Below are 14,348 nucleotides of genomic sequence, written 5' to 3'. Positions count from 1 at the left end.
TGGCGCCTCTAGAACGGAATGTCGTCGTCGAGTTCCGGCTTGCTGCCGCGAGACGCCGACCGGCCACCTCCGCCGCCGCCGCCGCCACCGGACATGCCGCCACCTCCGAAATCGTCGTCCGGTCCACCGCCAGGACCACCGCCCTCGCCGCCGCTACGGCCATCGAGCATGGTGAGCGCGCCGCCGAAGCGCGGGATCACGACCTCCGTCGTGTAGCGCTCCTGGCCGCTCTGGTCGGTCCACTTGCGCGTCGCGAGCTGGCCTTCGACATAGACCTTCGAGCCTTTGCGCACGAACTTCTGCGCAACCTCGGCGAGCTTCTCGTTGAAGATCACGACACGGTGCCATTCGGTGCGCTCCTTGCGCTCGCCGCTCTGGCGATCGCGCCATGTATCCGACGTAGCCACCGACATGTTCACCATGGAACGGCCATCCTGCATGGACCTCACTTCGGGGTCGCGGCCGAGATTGCCGACCAGGATGACTTTATTGACGCTGCCCGCCATGGGGGCCTCCTCGCATTCCCGGTGCCGCGGGGCGCGGCACCTACCTCATGGCGGCGAACCTAGCTCCGGCAGCCTGTGGGCAGCCACCTAATTTGGGTTGTGTCCCCCTTTGGGCTGCAGACGCCGTGAGCTTCACTCATGCCAGCCCTCCGACAATTCATTGGTTTCCGCAGCAACCCCTCCCCTATCTTGCCGCGTCATGAGTAAACCCTTTCACGTCCCCCAGGTTTCGACCGGTCAGGCCTACGCCATGCTGGGCGGCGCCGCGCTGATGATGACCCTGGCCATGGGCATCCGTCAGAACCTCGGCCTGTTCCAGGCGCCGGCCTCCAAGGAACTGGGCATCGCCATCTCCGACTTCGCGCTGGCCATTTCTGTCCAGCAGGTCGCCTGGGGGCTGAGCCAGCCGATTGCCGGCGTCTTCGCCGACAAGTACGGCACCCGCTGGGTGGCCCTCCTGGGCAGCGCCATGTTCATCCTGGGCATCTGGCTCACGGCCACCGCGCAGGGCGCCCTGGCGATCATTCTGGGGGCCGGCGTCCTGATCGGCATTGCGCTGGCCTGCACGACCTCGGGCATCACCGCCAACATCGCGGCGCGCGTCGTCGAACCCGGCCGGCGTACCCTGGCCTTCGGCATCGTCTCGGCCGCCGGCTCCGTCGGCACGATGGTGACGGCACCGATTGCGGCCTACCTCCTGACCTCCGATGGCTGGCGGGCCGCCTCGTGGTCGTTCGTGATCCTGGCCATCGCCATGCTGCCGGCCGCCTGGATCGGCAGCCGTGCCGACAAGCTGCCCAACACGCTGGCGAGCGACCGGGACCTCACGCTCATGGGCGCACTCGACGAGGCGCGGCGCCACAGCGGCTATGTCGTGATGGCCATCGCCTTCTTCGTCTGCGGCCTGCAGCTCGTCTTCCTCACCACGCACCTGCCGACCTACCTCGCCCAGTGCGGCATGGATGCAAGTTACAGCGCCGTGGCGCTCATGCTGATTGGTGGCTTCAACATCCTGAGTTCGTGGCTGTTCGGCTGGCTGGGCGACAAGTATCCCAAGCGGCTATTGCTGGGCGCGATCTACCTGCTGCGCTCGCTCACCCTTCTCCTTTTCTTCATGTACCCGCCGACGCCGCTCTCGGTGGTGCTGTTCGGCGCGGCCATGGGCACCCTCTGGCTGGGGGTCATTCCGCTGGTCAACGGGCTGGTGGTGCAGATCTTCGGCCTGCGGTTCCTGTCGACCCTGACCGGCATCGCTTTCCTCAGCCACCAGGCAGGCTCTTTCCTCGGCGCCTGGGGCGGCGGCTATCTCTTCGATCTGATGGGCTCCTACGATCTGGCCTGGAAGATCGGCGTCCTGATCGGCCTGATCGCGGGCACCATGCAGCTCCTCATGAACGACCGGCCGACCGACCGGGTGCTAGCAGCGCAGGCATCCGCAGCCTGATCTTGCGGCTTGTGGAGGACTGGCGCGGTTGGGGGTGAATCGCCATATGCGATGATCCCGCGCTTCCCCTATTCTCCCGGTCCACATGGCTAAGTCACGCTTACCTGCCGCCGAGCCGCACCGCTTCATCTCGATCCGCGGTGCGCGCGAGCACAATCTCAAGAACGTCGACCTCGATCTGCCGCGCGACCGGCTGGTGGTGATCACCGGCCTGTCGGGCTCGGGCAAGTCCTCGCTCGCCTTCGATACGGTCTATGCCGAGGGCCAGCGGCGCTACGTCGAGAGCCTCTCGGCCTATGCCCGCCAGTTCCTCGAATTGATGCAGAAGCCCGACGTCGATTCGATCGAGGGCCTGTCGCCGGCGATCTCGATCGAGCAGAAGACGACGTCGCGCAATCCGCGATCGACGGTCGGCACCGTCACCGAGATCTACGACTATCTCCGCCTGCTGTTCGCGCGCGTCGGCGTGCCCTACTCGCCGGCGACCGGCCTGCCGATCGAAAGCCAGACCGTGTCGCAGATGGTCGATCGCGTGAAGGCGATGCCCGACGGCACGCGCCTCTACCTGATGGCGCCCATCGTGCGCGGTCGTAAGGGCGAGTATCGCAAGGAACTGCAGGAGCTGCAGAAGAAGGGCTTCCAGAGGGTCAAGATCGACGGCAAGCTCTACGAGATTACCGAAGCGCCATCGCTCGACAAGAAGTTCAAGCACGACATCGACGTCGTGGTGGACCGCCTCGTCGTGAAGCCGGACCTCGGCAACCGGCTCGCCGATTCCATCGAGACGGCGCTCAATCTGGCCGAAGGCCTGGCTGTCGCGGAGAATGCCGACAACGGCGAACGTACCGTCTTCTCGGCACGCTTCGCCTGCCCGGTCTCGGGCTTCACCATCGAGGAGATCGAGCCCCGCCTCTTCTCCTTCAATGCGCCACAGGGCGCATGCCCGTCCTGCGACGGGCTCGGCGTGAAGATGTTCTTCGATCCCGAAATGGTGGTGCCGGACGACCGTCTGTCATTGTCCGAAGGCGCGATCGCGCCCTGGGCCGACAGTTCGGGCCAGTATTACATGCAGACGCTCGAGAGCATCGCCAAGCACTTCAAGGTCAAGATGTCGGTGCCCTGGCGCGACCTGCCGAAGAAAGTGCGCGACACGATCCTGCAAGGCAGCGGCGGCGAGTCCATCGCCATGCGTTACGACGACGGCATTCGTCAGTATCAGACCACCAAGCCGTTCGAAGGCGTGATCCCCAACCTGGACCGCCGGTGGAGGGAAACCGACTCCTCCTGGGTGCGCGAGGAGCTGGAGCGCTTCCAGCACGAGAGCAAGTGCGAGGCCTGTGGCGGCGCCCGACTGAAGCCAGAGGCGCTGGCGGTGAAGATCGCCGGCCTCAACATCAGCCAGACGACCGAATTCTCGATCGGCGATGCGGTGAAGTGGTTCCTGGAACTGACACCCAAACTGACGCCCAAGCAGCGCGAGATCGCCGAACGCATCCTGAAGGAGATCAACGAGCGGCTGGGCTTCCTCGACAATGTCGGCCTGTCCTACCTGACGCTGAACCGCACCTCCGGCACGCTGTCGGGCGGCGAGAGCCAGCGCATCCGTCTGGCGTCGCAGATCGGCTCCGGACTTACCGGCGTGCTCTACGTCCTCGACGAACCGTCGATCGGCCTGCATCAGCGCGACAACGACCGGCTGCTGAAGACGCTGACCCGTCTGCGCGACCTCGGCAACACGGTGCTGGTGGTCGAGCACGACGAAGATGCGATCCGCGCCGCCGACCATCTCGTCGACATGGGTCCCGGCGCTGGCGCGCATGGCGGCAAGGTCATCGCCCAAGGCACGCCCGAGGAGGTGATGCAGAACAGCGCCAGCCTCACCGGCCAATATCTCTCGGGCTTCCGACAGATCCCCGTCCCCAAGGTGCGGCGCGAGCCGCCGCCGAAAAACGGCCGCTGGCTGACGGTGAAGGGCGCCAGGGAGAACAATCTCCAGAACGTGACGGCCAGCATTCCGCTCGGCACTTTCACCTGCGTCACCGGTGTATCGGGCAGCGGCAAGAGCACCCTGATCGTCGAGACGCTCTACAAGGCGCTGGCCAAGCGGCTGAATGGGGCCCGCGAACATCCCGGCGCACACACCGGTCTCGACGGCGTCGGCCAGCTCGACAAGATCGTCGACATCGACCAGTCGCCGATCGGCCGCACGCCGCGCTCCAATCCTGCGACCTACACCGGCGCCTTCTCGCCGATCCGCGACTGGTTCTCGCAACTGCCGGAATCGACCGAGCGCGGTTACAAGCCTGGGCGCTTCTCGTTCAACGTCAAGGGTGGCCGCTGCGAGGCCTGCCAGGGCGACGGTGTCATCAAGATCGAGATGCACTTCCTGCCGGACGTCTACGTCCAGTGCGACGTCTGCAAGGGCAAGCGCTACAACCGCGAGACCCTGGAGATCGTGTTCCGCGGCAAGTCAATTGCCGATGTACTGGACATGACCGTCGACGAAGGCTGCGAGTTCTTCAAGGCCGTGCCGGTGATCCGCGACAAGCTGCTGACGCTTCAGCAGGTCGGCCTGGGCTACATCCATATCGGCCAGCAGGCGACGACGCTCTCGGGCGGCGAAGCCCAGAGGGTCAAGCTCGCCAAGGAACTGTCGCGCCGGGCCACCGGCCGCACGCTCTACATCCTCGACGAGCCGACGACCGGCCTGCATTTCGAGGATGTGCGCAAGCTCCTCGAAGTCCTGCATCGGCTAGTCGAAACCGGCAATACCGTGCTGGTGATCGAGCACAATCTCGAAGTCATCAAGACAGCGGACTGGATTCTCGACATGGGCCCCGACGGCGGTTCGGGCGGCGGCCGTCTGGTCGCCGAAGGTCCGCCCGAGGAGGTCGTGAAGGTCGCCGAGAGCTACACGGGCCAGTACCTCGCCCGCCTGCTGCCACGCAGTTCGGCGGCGAAGAAGCGGGCCTAGCTGGGAGTGCGCCGCTCCCAGCGGATCGTCCCGAGATCGTAGCCAAACTGCCGTTCGACGACTTGGGGAGTAGCGTCGGACGCATCGGCCTTGCGCGCGGCCACGCGCTCCTGGGCGACTTCCTTCGGCACATCGAGCCAGATGCCCTGGAAGGGCACCCCTACTTTAGTCGCCAGGGCTTCCGCCGCCACCCGCTCGGGCTCGCGGGCAAAGACGGCGTCGAGCACGACGCTATGGCCGGCCCGCAGCACCCGCTCCGCCCGTGCCATGAAAGCAGCATAGACAGCAGCCGAGGCTTCCGGCGTATAGCTGCCCGCCGGCATGCGCTCTTCCAGAGCAACGCCGGCCTGTCGCTTGCGCTCGACGTCGCTCCGGACCACGACCGCCCCTGGTGAGCGACCAACGTCCGGGGCGAGCTTCAGCGCTAAAGTAGTCTTGCCGCTGCCGGAGAGTCCGCCTACCGCCAGCAGCTGCGGCGGCGCGGGTCGCAGGAAATCCAGCGCGGCTTTCTGGTAGGCCCGCGCCGGTGCATTGTCGGCGCCGCTCACGGCCGTGATGGCCGAATCGACGTAGGCGCGGATTGCAGCCCGGCGGGCGAGGAACATCGGCAGGAGCGCCAGTGCCTCCTCGTGCGAAGCCTCCGGCAGTTCGCCGACGCGCCACAGCCATTCGTTCAACAGCCGGTTGGCCAGAGCACCGAGCCCTTGTCGCGCCAGATCCATCAGCGTGAAGGCGAGATCGTAGAGCACGTCGATGTTGGCGATCTTGTCGGAGAATTCGATGGCATCGAACGGCACAGGCTCGCCCTGCAGCATCACGATGTTGCGCAGGTGGAGATCGCCATGGCAGCGGCGCACGGCGCCGACCGCGACCCGGCGCGCCACCAGTTCGACGAAGGGCTCGAGCGAGCGCGGCATCGCCTCGGCCAGCGCTTCGCTGGTCGGCGGATCGAGCCGTTCGCCTGCCTCGCGCATCTGGCGCACGTCGGCCGCGACGGAATGGCGGTAATCGTCGGGCGAGCAAAAGCCCGCCACGATCGGAGGCAGGCCGTCGTGAAAACGTGCGACGCGAGCGCCGAGCGACGCCATCAGGGCCGGCGTCAGCGCTCCCCGCGCCGCCATGCGGTCGAGCATCCCCTCCTCGTCGAAGCGGCGCATGACGACCAGCCAGTCGACGGCCTCCTCCCCATCCTCGCCGATCTCGCCCAGGGTCAACTGCCCGTTACGGCAGAACACCGGCATGACGCCCAGATAGATCTCCGGCGCCAGCCGCCGGTTGACGTCGATCTCGGCGGCACACATGGCGGCACGTCGCGGTGCCGTCGAGAAATCCATGTAGGGAAACTTCACCGCGCGCTTCATCTTGTAGGCGCGCTCGCGCCCGAGAAAGACCACGGCGCCGTGCGTGTCGATGCGCCGCTCGGGCTTCAACTGCCTCTCGAGAAAGGCCACGGTCTCGGACTGGTCCTCGACGACGAAAGCGGGCTTGTCGGTCATGATGCGTGCGATGGATCGACGTGGAGAATGATCTCGGCCCCGGGAAAGGCCTTGGCGATCTCACCCTGCACCTGACGGCCGATATCGTGACCGGCGATCAGGGACAGGTTTCGATCGACATCGATGTGAAGCTGGATGAACCGCGTGGCGCCGCCGGAGCGTGTGCGTAGCTCGTGAACGTCCTTCACGCCGGGATTCCGTCGGGCAATCTCTTCAATCTGTCGGCGATCTTCGTCCGGCAGTTCGCGGTCCATCAGGATGTCGAGCGAGTCGCGGCCGATCTTCCACGCGCCGTGCAATAGATACAGTGCCACGAAACCCGCGATCGAGCTGTCGATCAGCGGCAGGTCGAACTGCCCCGAAAGAAAGAGGCCGACGCCTGTCACCAGCGTGGCCACGACGTCCGTGCCGTAATGCGCCATGTCGGCGCCGATTGCGATCGAGCCGGTACGACGCACGACATGGCGCTGGAAGGCGACGAGACCGATCGCCAGAACCAGCGCCAGCGCGCTGATCACCAGGCCGACACCTTCCTCCCGCACCTGCTTCGGCGCGTTGAACCGCTCGACGACGGCGAACAGCAAGGCGCAGCCCGACGCAGCGATGAAGCCGGCCTGCACCAGTCCGGACAGTGCCTCGGCCTTGCCATGACCGAAGCGATGATCGGCATCGGCCGGGACGAGCGCCTGACGGACGGCGAAGAAGGTGATCAGTGACCCCACCAGGTCGAGCGAGGTGTCGACCAGCGACGACAGCATGCTCACCGAATCCGTGACCACCCAGGCGACGGCCTTGGCTCCCAACAGGGTCAAGGCGACCGATGTGGAGGCGACGGTCGCCAGCCGCATCAGCCGCTGGGGGTCCATCGCCATCGTAGTCTCAGGGATAGAGGGCGCGCGTGGTCCACGGCTCGGCCGCCGAGCCGCGCCGGTATTCGAGCCGGTCGTGCAGACGGAAAGCACCGTCCTGCCAGAATTCGATCAGGGTCGGCTGCAGCCGGAATCCCGACCAGTGCGGCGGCCGCGGCACCTTGCCGACCACATGCCGGGCCGTCACCTCGGCGACTCGCTTTTCGAGGGCGAAACGGCTTTCCAGGGGTCGCGACTGCTCCGACGCCCAGGCACCGATCTGGCTGCCCCGCGCGCGCGAGGCGAAATAGGCATCGGCCTCTTCCGCCGTCGTCTGGCTGACCGGTCCCTCCAGGCGAACCTGCCGGCGCAGCGACTTCCAATGGAACAGGAGCCCAGCCTTGGCATGGGCCAGCAACTGCGTGCCTTTGCGGCTCTCGTAGTTGGTGTAGAAGACGAAGCCGTCGGCATCATAGTCCTTTAGCAGGACCATGCGGACAGACGGTGTTCCGTCGGGCCCCACCGTGGCCAACGCCATGGCGGAGGGGTCATTGGGCTCGCTCTTCTCGGCCTCGGCATACCACGTGCCGAAAAGCTCCAGCGGGTCGGTCGTTTGCCGGATCATGACCACAATATGAGGGGGTTGGAAGCCTTCCACCACCGGCATCTTGTCCCAATAGCCATCCCCCGCTAAGAACAAGGGATGACCGCTGCTGCACAACTGATGGCCGGCAAAAAAGGCCTCGTCATGGGCGTTGCCAACGAACGCTCGATTGCTTGGGGTATTGCCAAGGCCTGCCACGACGCTGGCGCCAAGGTAGCCTTCACCTTCCAGGGGGAGGCCCTTGAGAAGCGCGTCCGGCCCCTGGCGAGTTCCATCGGCAGCGAAATCATCCTGCCCTGCGATGTCACCAACCCGGCGAGCATCGACGCCACCTTTGCCGAGATCCAGAAGCAGTGGGGCGACCTCGATTTCGTGGTCCATGCCATCGCCTTCTCGAACAAGGATGAGCTGCGCGGTCGCTATCTCGACACGACCGCGGACAACTTCGCCCTCACCATGAACGTGAGCGTCTATTCATTCACGGCCGTTGCCCAACGGGCGGTGCCGATGATGAAGAACGGCGGCAGCCTGCTCACGCTCACCTACTACGGCGCCGAACGGGTCATCCCCCATTACAACGTCATGGGCGTCGCCAAGGCCGCCCTCGAGGCCAGCGTCCGCTATCTCGCGGCCGATCTCGGCGAACAGAAGATCCGCGTCAACGCAATTTCCGCCGGCCCGATCAAGACGCTCGCCTTCGCTGGCATCAACGACGGTCGCTACATTCTCAAGTGGAACGAACTCAATTCGCCGCTGAAGCGTAACGTCTCGACGGAAGAAGTCGGCAATGCCGGCCTCTACCTCCTGTCCGACCTCGGCACCGGCGTGACCGGCGAAGTGATGCACGTCGATGCGGGCTATCACGTCGTCGGCATGATCAACACCTCGTCCGCGAAGCAGATCGCCGAATTGCTCGGCACCTTCGAAGGCGATTAAAGCGAGGAGCCGGCGACCATGGCCGGCAGCAGTTTCGGTACCCTTTTCCGGTTCACGAGCTGGGGCGAAAGCCACGGCCCGGCCATCGGCTGCGTCGTCGACGGCACGCCGCCGCGCATCCCGTTGGCCGAAGCCGATATCCAGGTGTGGATGGACAAGCGCCGGCCGGGCCAGTCGCGCTTCGTCACGCAGCGCCAGGAACCCGATACCGTCAAGATCCTGTCCGGCGTCTTTGAAGGCGTCACGACCGGCACCCCGATCGCACTGCACATCGAGAACGTCGACCAGCGCAGCCGCGACTACGGCGAGATCAAGGACCAATTCCGCCCCTCCCATGGCGACTACACCTACTGGAAGAAGTACGGCGCGCGCGACTATCGCGGCGGCGGCCGCCAGTCGGCACGCGAGACGGCCGTGCGCGTCGCCGCCGGTGCGATCGCCCGCAAGATCCTGGGAGACGGCGTCAGCATCCGCGGCGCGGTGATCCAGATCGGCACGCAAAAGATCGACCGGGCCAATTGGGAGTGGGACGCGACCGGGGACAACCCCTTCTGGTGCCCCGACCGCCAGGCCGCCCAAGGCTGGGAAGGCTATCTCGACGACGTACGCAAGCGCGGCAGCTCCTGCGGCGCCGTCATCGAAGTCGTCGCTTCCGGCGTCCCCATCGGCCTCGGTGATCCTGTCTACGACAAGCTCGACGCCGACCTCGCCAAGGCGCTGATGAGCATCAACGCCGTCAAGGGCGTGGAGATCGGCGACGGCTTCGCCACGGCCGCCATGAGCGGCGAGGAGAATGCCGACGAGATGCGTATGAAGGACGGCGAGCCCTCCTTCCTCAGCAATCACGCTGGCGGCATCCTGGCAGGTATCTCGACCGGTCAGGACATCGTCTGCCGACTCGCCATAAAGCCCACCAGCTCGATCCTGACGCCCGTCCGCAGCGTCGACCGCAATGGCCGCGATATCGAGCTGCGCACCAAGGGGCGTCACGATCCCTGCGTCGGTATCCGCGCGGTGCCGGTAGCCGAGGCGATGATGGCCTGCGTATTGGCCGATCACCTGATGCGCCATCGCGCCCAATGCGGCTGATCGCAGGCGGCTGAGCGTTGGCGCAGCCCAAGCTCGAAGCCCGTTACGGCGTGCTGCACAATGCCGGGATGGCAGCCGTGTCGATCTTCATGATCGGTGCGGCCATCGTCCACTTTGCATCGGGCTCTGCCAACGCACCGACGCTCTCCCTGAACGACCCGCGCTTCGTTCTCTTCTCAGTCCTGGCGTTGGCGCTGGCCTACTACATCTTCCTTGGAATTCGTCACACCCTCGACCGTGCCCCCCAAATCGTCATCGATCACGAGGGGTTGATCCTCGGTTTCGGGCGCAACAAGCGCATCCCCTGGCAGGATGTTCAATGGGTCCGTCTTCGCCGCCTGGCCTTGCGCCCGCAGCTTCAGGTCGGCATCGCACCTGAAGCTTTTATTGCAGCGGACTTGCGGCTCTCCCTGCTCAATCTCGACGACAGCCTGCGTCCGATCCGTGGCATGCCGACGGCCGTACTGGTGCGCGACAACGGGCTCGACACCAAGGCCACCGTCATGCTTGACGCCGTGAAGCGCTTCCGGCCGAATCTGGTGCAGTCCTAGACAACACAGCGGAGTTCTCGCATGCGGCGATACATCGTCGGCCTTCTTGCGACCGTGGGCACGCTCACCCTGCTCGCAATTGCAGCTGGCATAGCCTTCGTCGCATCGAGCCCCTTCTCGGCCAAACCGCTCCCCCAGCAGATGGTGCTGTCGCTCGATCTGAGGTCGCTGCCGCCGGAGAGGACTTCCACCGATATCCTGAGTGGCGGCTTGTTCCATGGCTCGCGCGACATCGTCGAGACCGTACAACTCCTCTGGCAGGCAGCCGACGATCCACGGGTTGCCGGCCTCTACATCGAGATCGGCGACGAGCGTGCAGGCCTCGCGCGCGTTCAGGAACTGCGACAGGCGATTGCGCATTTCCGCGGCAAGGGCAAATTCGCCATTGGCTTTGCCGAATCCCTGGGCAGCGGCGGCAGTCATTTCGCCGACTATTATCTCGCCGCCTCTCTGGAGCAGATATGGCTGCAGCCCAGCGGTGGCTTCGGCGTCGCGGGCATCGCCGTCGAGACACCCTTTCTCAAGGGTGGCCTCGACAAGCTCGGCGTGAAGGTCGAGGGCGGCAAGCGCTACGAGTACAAGAGCGCCCCCGACAGCTTTCTCGAGAGCGGCTACACCCGTCCGGCCCGTGAGAACCTCCAACAGCTCCTCGACAGTCTGTTCGGTCAGTTCGTCGCCGACGTGGCGCGCGACCGCCACCTCGAGCCTGCCGAGCTGCGCCGCCTGATCGACACGGCGCCGCTCGAACCCGAACATGCGCGGCGCGACGGCCTGGTCGACAAGATCGGCTATCGCACCGATGCCCTCGACGAAGTCTATAAGCGAGCCGGTGGCAAACGAGACCTCGTGACGCTCTCCGAATATGCCGGCGACGAGACGCGGCCCAAGGCGCAAGGCGAAGTCATCGCCCTGATCCATGCCAGTGGCGCCATCATGTCCGGTCCCTCCGGCGACAACCCGTTCCAGGAGGAAACCTCGGCCAATTCGGAGGACGTGGTCGATGCACTCGACGAAGCCTCCAAGGCAAAGGACGTGCGCGCCATCGTCCTGCGAATCGACTCACCCGGCGGCACGTACCCTGCAGCCGATGCTATTGCAGACGCGGTGGGTCGTGCGCGGGCGGCCGGAAAGCCGGTCATCGTATCGATGAGCGACGTCGCCGCTTCCGGTGGCTATCTCGCGGCCGTCAGGGCCGATGTCATCGTGGCGCAACCCACGACCATCACCGCCTCGATCGGCGTCTTCAGCATCTGGCCGATGGCGCACGAACTGCTGGCCTCGCTGGGCGTCAATGTCGAGCGGGTCTCGGTCGGCACCAACGCTGGCATGTACTCGACCTTTCAGCCGCCCAGCCCGGCGCAACGGCGGGCCGTCGCCCGGGAACTCGACACGATCTACTCGGAGTTCACCCGCATCGTCGCCGACGCGCGCAAGCTGAACGCCGAACGCATGGATGCCGCCGCTCGCGGTCGTGTTTTTAGCGGCGTCGACGCCAAGAAGGCCGGTCTGGTCGACGAGCTGGGCGGACTGCAACTCGCTCTCAATATTGCCCGGGCCAAGGCCGACCTGGACGAGACGAAGAAGGTCGAGATCAGGCGTTATCCCGACGAAACCGACCGCTGGCAGCGCATGTTCGAACGCCTGTTCAAGCTGGCCAGTACCGATGCCGGCCCGACCGTTCGCCTGCCGCGCGAAGTGCGCGACGCCCTTGCTCAGTTCGGCATCACGGCGCGACCGGGCAATGTCCGACTGCCGCCCCTGCCACCGCTCTGGCACTAGCGCCGCCACAAGCGATGCGGGAGCGCGGAGGATTTTCTCCGATGACGTTTCGCCGCCTCTGTCTCGTCCGCTCGCACGCCGTGGTATCGTGAGCGCGTCAACGCTGCACAAGGAACTCCATGTCGAATATTCCGGATGACATCTTCACCGAGCCCGAGGACGTCTCGCCCGATACGCTGGCCAATCTGGGACCGTTGCGTCGCCTGGCCGGCGTCTGGCAGTCAGACAAGGGCGTCGATGTCAGCCCCAAGGCGGACGGCCCCGAACGGCGGGTGTACCGCGAGCATATCCGAATGGAGCCGTGCGACCCGCAGGCCAACGGTCCGCAACTCCTTTACGGGCTGCGCTACCACATCCACATCAATACGCCGGAAGAGGCCATCACCTTTCACGATCAAGTCGGTTACTGGCTGTGGGAACCGGCCACTGGCCTGATCATGCAAACCATCGCCATTCCGCGCGGCCAGGTGGTTCTGGCAGGCGGCAAGGCGAGCGCCGACGGCAAGCACATTTCAGTCGAAGCGAGGCGCGGCGATACCCGGTTCGGGATCTGCTCGACCACCTTCCTGGAAGAGGCTTTCCGCACCGACTACTACCGCATCGACATCACCTTCAACGACGATGACAGCTGGACCTATCTGACCCGCACCGATCTTGCGGTTCGAGGCAAGGAGCCGGCCTTCAATCATCACGACACGAACACCATGCGGCGTGTCGAACCAGCCTCGCCAAACCCGCTTGTCGGCTTGCTGAAGGACGGCAAGGCGAGCTAGAGCCGGACGCTCTTCAACGTCTCCAGCCCGTCGGCCGTGCGGCGCAGTAGCGCCAGCTCCTCGACACGGCCGTGCATGGGCAGGTGCTGGCGCTCGACGATACGCGCGATCTGTTCGGCATCGGCCGCGCGCTCGAAGAGGCCGAGAGTCATGTGCGGTTCGAACGGCTCGCCGCTTCCCGAAGGATTGAACGTCTCGTGAAGCTCGACCAGCTCGACCGCGCCGTCGGCCGGCGTCGCATAGAGATAGGCGCCACGCGACGGCGGCGGCTGATCGTGCCGCAGGAGGCGCTCCAGCACGAACCAGAAGGGCCGGCGCTCGATACCCTCCAGCGCGGCGCGCAAAGAGATTTCGCGATCGAGCGGCGCGCCAAACACCAGGGTGAAATGCGGGCCGATCAGGTCGGCCTCGCCCGGATGGTACTGCGCCCGCAGGCGGCGCAGCGCGGTATCGTCGGCCTCGCCGAGGGTCGGCAAGGCCACGACATAGAGCATCAGCTGTAGCTCTTGGCCATGCCCAGCGCCGGATCCATCGCCGCGCCGTAGGGCGGGAACGGATAGCGCAGCCCATTCTTGCCGAGCTGGATCATGCCTTCGATGGCCCGCAGGAACTCGTCCGGCGGGCAGGCCATCAGAAGCTCGTCGTCGGCCACGCCGCCATAGCGACGCTCGGCGAAGCACGGCAGCGACAGCGAGGTCTGACGGGTGGCAAGCGCGCGGCCCCACGAGTCGGCGCAGGCGCTCTCGCCCGTCACGGTGAAGTCGTAACGGCGATAGCGGTGATACTGCAGGCCGTTGATGAAGTAGATCATCTGGCCGGGCGATCCGTAGAACAGGCAAATGTCCGGCGGATCGAGGCGGCCGGAGCGCAGCGGCGCCACGACCAAGCCGTTGTAGGTGCCGTGCGGCACCCGCGGCATCTGCGCCTGATGCGCCGCCGACGCTTCCTTGTTGCCGAACCACACGCCGTTCATGTGATCGCCCGACAGGAAGCCCTCGCCCGGGTGGTTGAGGCCGACCACGCCGCCGCAATTGCCGCCGCGCGTATTGTCGACGGTGATGCCGAGCGTAAAGCCGTACCAGCGCGCCTGCGTCACCATCTGGCACATGGTGAACTTGAACCCTTCGGTCGGCTTGCGCAGGCCCTTGATCTTGTCCATTTCGGCCGGGTCCTCGAACAGCCGCATGCCGATCGGCTGCGTGCGGATGCGCAGGAGGTCGATCAGCTTGGTGCTGGCCTCGCTCAGCATCGCGCCGGTAATCTTCTCCGGCGGCGACCATGGCGCGGTCTTGTAGCCCGGCGGCAGGGTCTGGACGTTCATCTACTCCTCCATCCTTCAGTCTTCTCA

13 protein-coding genes are annotated in these 14,348 nt (G+C 65.6%); 7 read left to right on the top strand and 6 right to left on the bottom strand.

What is annotated here, in order from left to right:
- Positions 1 to 8 precede the first annotated feature (8 nt).
- The gene (ssb, locus tag BN60_RS06240; protein WP_020695147.1) at positions 9 to 506 is read right to left on the bottom strand and encodes a single-stranded DNA-binding protein; all 498 of its coding nucleotides are present in this window, start codon (positions 504 to 506) and stop codon (positions 9 to 11) included.
- A 199-nt stretch (positions 507 to 705) separates the two neighbouring features.
- On the opposite strand from ssb, the gene BN60_RS06235 reads away from it, so the two are divergent.
- Both BN60_RS06235 and uvrA read left to right on the top strand, forming a co-directional pair.
- Positions 706 to 1,950, top strand: coding sequence for an MFS transporter (locus BN60_RS06235; protein ID WP_043283676.1), 1,245 nt, complete (start codon positions 706 to 708; stop codon positions 1,948 to 1,950).
- An 85-nt stretch (positions 1,951 to 2,035) separates the two neighbouring features.
- On the top strand, positions 2,036 to 4,924 hold the full coding sequence (uvrA, locus tag BN60_RS06230) for an excinuclease ABC subunit UvrA (RefSeq protein ID WP_020695145.1): 2,889 nt from the start codon (positions 2,036 to 2,038) through the stop codon (positions 4,922 to 4,924).
- On the opposite strand, the gene BN60_RS06225 is transcribed toward uvrA, so the two are convergent.
- From BN60_RS06225 to pdxH, 3 genes are read right to left on the bottom strand one after another with little or no spacing between them, the layout of a single operon-like run.
- On the bottom strand, positions 4,921 to 6,420 hold the full coding sequence (locus tag BN60_RS06225; protein WP_020695144.1) for a bifunctional aminoglycoside phosphotransferase/ATP-binding protein: 1,500 nt from the start codon (positions 6,418 to 6,420) through the stop codon (positions 4,921 to 4,923). The genes uvrA and BN60_RS06225 overlap by 4 nt on opposite strands.
- Positions 6,417 to 7,292, bottom strand: a complete 876-nt coding sequence (locus BN60_RS06220; RefSeq protein WP_020695143.1) for a cation diffusion facilitator family transporter — start codon at positions 7,290 to 7,292, stop codon at positions 6,417 to 6,419. The genes BN60_RS06225 and BN60_RS06220 overlap by 4 nt, the downstream gene beginning before the upstream one ends.
- Positions 7,293 to 7,299: 7 nt before the next feature.
- Entirely contained in the window at positions 7,300 to 7,893 is a 594-nt protein-coding gene (pdxH, locus tag BN60_RS06215) for a pyridoxamine 5'-phosphate oxidase (protein ID WP_020695142.1), read from the bottom strand.
- A gap of 78 nt (positions 7,894 to 7,971) precedes the next feature.
- On the opposite strand from pdxH, the gene fabI reads away from it, so the two are divergent.
- The 5 genes from fabI (at position 7,972) to BN60_RS06190 (ending at position 13,000) form a co-directional block, all read left to right on the top strand.
- Positions 7,972 to 8,808, top strand: a complete 837-nt coding sequence (gene fabI / locus BN60_RS06210) for an enoyl-ACP reductase FabI (RefSeq protein WP_020695141.1) — start codon at positions 7,972 to 7,974, stop codon at positions 8,806 to 8,808.
- An 18-nt stretch (positions 8,809 to 8,826) separates the two neighbouring features.
- On the top strand, positions 8,827 to 9,897 hold the full coding sequence (gene aroC / locus BN60_RS06205; RefSeq protein WP_020695140.1) for a chorismate synthase: 1,071 nt from the start codon (positions 8,827 to 8,829) through the stop codon (positions 9,895 to 9,897).
- Positions 9,898 to 9,914: 17 nt separating this feature from the next.
- The gene (locus BN60_RS06200) at positions 9,915 to 10,448 is read left to right on the top strand and encodes a hypothetical protein (RefSeq protein WP_020695139.1); all 534 of its coding nucleotides are present in this window, start codon (positions 9,915 to 9,917) and stop codon (positions 10,446 to 10,448) included.
- A 21-nt stretch (positions 10,449 to 10,469) separates the two neighbouring features.
- Positions 10,470 to 12,227 (top strand): signal peptide peptidase SppA, encoded by a 1,758-nt coding sequence (gene sppA / locus BN60_RS06195; RefSeq protein WP_020695138.1) that lies wholly within the window; start codon positions 10,470 to 10,472, stop codon positions 12,225 to 12,227.
- Between the two features lie 119 nt (positions 12,228 to 12,346).
- Entirely contained in the window at positions 12,347 to 13,000 is a 654-nt protein-coding gene (locus BN60_RS06190) for an FABP family protein (RefSeq protein WP_020695137.1), read from the top strand.
- Here BN60_RS06190 and BN60_RS06185 read toward each other — a convergent pair.
- Both BN60_RS06185 and BN60_RS06180 read right to left on the bottom strand, forming a co-directional pair.
- The gene (locus BN60_RS06185) at positions 12,997 to 13,494 is read right to left on the bottom strand and encodes a 2'-5' RNA ligase family protein (protein WP_020695136.1); all 498 of its coding nucleotides are present in this window, start codon (positions 13,492 to 13,494) and stop codon (positions 12,997 to 12,999) included. The genes BN60_RS06190 and BN60_RS06185 overlap by 4 nt on opposite strands.
- Positions 13,494 to 14,249 carry a DUF169 domain-containing protein gene (locus BN60_RS06180; protein WP_043284927.1) on the bottom strand — a complete coding sequence of 252 codons (756 nt, stop codon included), beginning with the start codon at positions 14,247 to 14,249 and terminating at the stop codon, positions 13,494 to 13,496. The genes BN60_RS06185 and BN60_RS06180 overlap by 1 nt, the downstream gene beginning before the upstream one ends.
- Between the last annotated feature and the right edge of the window lie 99 nt (positions 14,250 to 14,348).

Source organism: Reyranella massiliensis 521, from assembly GCF_000312425.1.
Lineage (GTDB): Bacteria > Pseudomonadota > Alphaproteobacteria > Reyranellales > Reyranellaceae > Reyranella > Reyranella massiliensis.
Note: the sequence above shows the minus strand (reverse complement) of the source record. Positions and strands in the feature narration are given on the sequence as shown.

Excerpts from the sequence above, each read along its gene's own strand:
- ssb (WP_020695147.1), bottom strand. The coding sequence starts at position 506 with ATGGCGGGCAGCGTCAATAAAGTCATCCTGGTCGGCAATCTCGGCCGC.
- BN60_RS06235 (WP_043283676.1), top strand. The coding sequence starts at position 706 with ATGAGTAAACCCTTTCACGTCCCCCAGGTTTCGACCGGTCAGGCCTAC.
- uvrA (WP_020695145.1), top strand. The coding sequence starts at position 2,036 with ATGGCTAAGTCACGCTTACCTGCCGCCGAGCCGCACCGCTTCATCTCG.
- BN60_RS06225 (WP_020695144.1), bottom strand. The coding sequence starts at position 6,420 with ATGACCGACAAGCCCGCTTTCGTCGTCGAGGACCAGTCCGAGACCGTG.
- BN60_RS06220 (WP_020695143.1), bottom strand. The coding sequence starts at position 7,292 with ATGGCGATGGACCCCCAGCGGCTGATGCGGCTGGCGACCGTCGCCTCC.
- pdxH (WP_020695142.1), bottom strand. The coding sequence starts at position 7,893 with ATGATCCGGCAAACGACCGACCCGCTGGAGCTTTTCGGCACGTGGTAT.
- fabI (WP_020695141.1), top strand. The coding sequence starts at position 7,972 with ATGACCGCTGCTGCACAACTGATGGCCGGCAAAAAAGGCCTCGTCATG.
- aroC (WP_020695140.1), top strand. The coding sequence starts at position 8,827 with ATGGCCGGCAGCAGTTTCGGTACCCTTTTCCGGTTCACGAGCTGGGGC.
- sppA (WP_020695138.1), top strand. The coding sequence starts at position 10,470 with ATGCGGCGATACATCGTCGGCCTTCTTGCGACCGTGGGCACGCTCACC.
- BN60_RS06190 (WP_020695137.1), top strand. The coding sequence starts at position 12,347 with ATGTCGAATATTCCGGATGACATCTTCACCGAGCCCGAGGACGTCTCG.
- BN60_RS06185 (WP_020695136.1), bottom strand. The coding sequence starts at position 13,494 with ATGCTCTATGTCGTGGCCTTGCCGACCCTCGGCGAGGCCGACGATACC.
- BN60_RS06180 (WP_043284927.1), bottom strand. The coding sequence starts at position 14,249 with ATGCTGAGCGAGGCCAGCACCAAGCTGATCGACCTCCTGCGCATCCGC.